At 74.5% G+C, this 2,857-nt stretch carries 3 protein-coding genes; 2 read left to right on the plus strand and 1 reads right to left on the minus strand.

The features are described from left to right. Together SZ60_RS15155 and SZ60_RS15160 are read left to right on the plus strand one after the other, a co-directional pair. The coding region (locus SZ60_RS15155) for a gamma-glutamyl-gamma-aminobutyrate hydrolase family protein (RefSeq protein ID WP_043597403.1) at positions 1-639 on the plus strand (639 nt) is incomplete at its 5' end. 28 nt (positions 640-667) lie between these two features. Beyond that, positions 668-1,882: a Fic family protein gene (locus tag SZ60_RS15160; RefSeq protein ID WP_156155633.1), complete on the plus strand. Its 1,215-nt coding sequence runs from the start codon at positions 668-670 to the stop codon at positions 1,880-1,882. Here the strand turns inward: SZ60_RS15160 and SZ60_RS15165 are convergent. Beyond that, on the minus strand, positions 1,879-2,658 hold the full coding sequence (locus SZ60_RS15165; protein WP_043597407.1) for an SDR family oxidoreductase: 780 nt from the start codon (positions 2,656-2,658) through the stop codon (positions 1,879-1,881). The two genes, SZ60_RS15160 and SZ60_RS15165, sit on opposite strands and share 4 nt — an antisense overlap. Between the last annotated feature and the right edge of the window lie 199 nt (positions 2,659-2,857).

Here is a 2,857-nt window from a genome sequence, read left to right on the forward strand (position 1 = left end):
GTGGTCGCCGCTGCCGAACAGGTCGGCTTCGCGGTGCGCCGGGTGCCCGCGAACCGGCTCGGCGACGTGCGCACCGCCCTCGCCGAGGCCGACGCGGTGCTCGTCACCGGCGGTGAGGACGTCGACCCGAGCCACTACGGCGGGCCGGTCGACTACCCGGGGCGCGGCCAGACCTTCGCCGACGCCGACCGGGTGCAGTTCGAGGTGGTGCGCGGGTCCGTGGAGGCACGGGTGCCGCTGGTCGGCATCTGTCGCGGCATGCAGGTGGTCGACGTCGCCCTCGGCGGAGACCTCGTGCAGCACCTCGACCACCCGGGCCACGTGAACCCCGACGACGCCTCGGACAGCATGGTCGACCACCCGGTCCGGCTCGCCGACGGCAGCACGCTCGCGACGATGCTCGGCACGACGTCGCTGGTCGTGCGCAGCTCGCACCACCAGGCGGTGCGGCGCTTGGGCGAGGGGCTGCGCGCGGTCGCCTGGGCCGACGACGGCACGGTCGAGGCCGTCGAGCACGACACGGCTCCGGTGTGGTGCGTCCAGTGGCACCCCGAGGACCGCGGGGCCACCGGCACGGTGCTGACCGACCTGCTCGTGGCGGCGCGTGACGCCGCCCTGGTTCGTCGAGAGGACGTTTGATCCGCTAACCATGGCTAAGGTGGGTGGCATGCCCCTGGTTCCCCCGCCCTCGTGGCCGCGGGTCGAGTACGAGAGCCACCCCTGGGACGACGACGAGGACGCCCCGCTCTCCCGCCGAGCTCGACTGCGGTCACGCGGCCCGTACGAGGCCGCCGTCACCCCGGCCATCGCCGAGGCGGCCGCGCCGAACCTGCCCGCGGACCTCGTGGTCGACTGCGAGGACGCCGTCGCCGAGCTGGCCCGCTTCGACGCCGAGGTGGGCGCGTTCACCGCCCCTTTCGCGGCGATCCTGCTGCGGAGCGAGAGCGCGTCGAGCTCCGAGATCGAGAACCTCACGGCCATGCCCCGTGGCATCGCCCTCGCCGCCCTCGGCCGGAAGGCCGGGACGAACGCCCGGCTCGTCATCGCCAACGCGCACGCGATGGAGGCCGCCGTCGCCCTCGCCGACGACCTCGACGACGCTGCCGTGGTCGCGATGAACGCGGCCCTCCTGGGCGACGAGCAACCGCATCACACGGGCCGCTGGCGCGATCAGCAGGTGTGGATCGGCGGCACGGGAACGAGCCCGCACACGGCGGACTTCGTACCGCCCCGCGCCGAGAGGGTGCCGCGAGCCATGGACGACGTGCTCGCCTTCGCCCGTCGTGACGACCTGCCGGCCCTCGTGCACGTCGCGCTGACCCACGCGCAGTTCGAGACCATCCACCCCTTCCCCGACGGCAACGGCCGGACGGGTCGCGCGATCGTCCACTCGATGCTGAGACGGCTGGGCGTCATGCGTCAGGTGACGGTGCCGGTCTCGGCCGGCCTCCTGCGGGACGCCTCGGGGTACTTCGACGCACTCGGGGCGTATCGCGACGGCGACGTCGAGCCGATCGTCCGCGCCTTCACCCGCGCGACCGTCGAGGCGGTCGACAACGGCCGTTCGCTCGTGACCGACCTGACCCGGCTCCGCCTGCAGTGGGACGAACTCACGACCGCCCGCGCGGGGTCGGTCGGTCGACGTCTGCTCGACGTGCTGCAACGCCAGCCCGTCGTCGACGTGCCGTCGGTCGCCCGCGAACTCGGGGTCGCGACGAACAACGCCCGGGCCGGCATCGAACGACTCGTCGACGACGGCATCGTGCGGCCGATCGGTGAGGCACGCCGCGGACGCCTGTACGAGGCGCCCGACGTGCTCGTCGCCCTCGACGCGTTCGCCGTGCGGGCCAAGCGCGGCCGACGACCCGGGCCCGGCGCCTAGCGCTCGCGGACGATCAGGGCCGAGGCCGCGGTCACGAGTCGGCGGGGCAGGAAGCGGTGCGCCTGGGCACCGATCGCGTTGCCGAGCCCGCTGACCACCACGGCACGGCGACGGCGGACGGCCCGCAGTGCCGCGGTGACGACCTGCTCGGGCGTCTGGCGACCGCTCGTGAGGAAGTCGCTGCCGGTCGCGGCGAAGAACCCGGTCTCGGTCGCCCCAGGGCAGAGGGCCGTGACGGTGACGCCCGACCCGCGCACCTCGGCGTGCAGCGCCTCGCTGAACGAGAGCACGAACGCCTTCGTCGCCCCGTAGACCGCCATCGTCGGGATCGGCTGGAACGCCGCCGTCGACGCGACGTTGACCACCGTGCCGCGTCGGCGGGCCACCATGCCGGGCAGCAGCGCGCGCGTCAGCGCGACCACCTGTGAGCAGTTGAGGTGCAGCTGCGCCTGGACGGCGGCGGGGTCGGACTCGGCGAACGCCCCGTGCGAGCCGACGCCGGCGTTGTTCACCAGCACGTCGATCGTGCGGTCGCCGACCGCGGCCAGCACGGTCTCGACCCCCTCGGGCGTCGACAGGTCGGCGACCACGGCCGTGAACGACCCGGAGGCGCGGGTCGCCACGAGCTCGGCCCTCACCTGCTCGAGGCGGTCGCCGCTCCGTGCCACGATCACCACGTCGTGGTCGGGCGCGAGCCGCCGGGCGAACTCGGCGCCGATGCCGCCGGAGGCACCGGTGACGAGGGCGGTGGGCAGGGACGCGGTGGGTGCGGGCATGCCGTCCATCCTGCCCGACGGGGTGCCGGCTCTCCGACGGGGTGCCGGCTCTCCGACGGGGTCGCACCACCGTTGCGTCGTCGAACCACGCGACGGGGTGGTTCGACGACGCATCGGTGGTGCGACCTCCGGCAGGAGGCGCGCGGCGTCAGCCGGCGGGCGCGCGGCGGCGTCAGCCGGCGGGGCGCGGCGTCAGCCG

This window comes from Frigoribacterium sp. MEB024 (assembly GCF_000878135.1).
GTDB lineage: Bacteria > Actinomycetota > Actinomycetes > Actinomycetales > Microbacteriaceae > Frigoribacterium.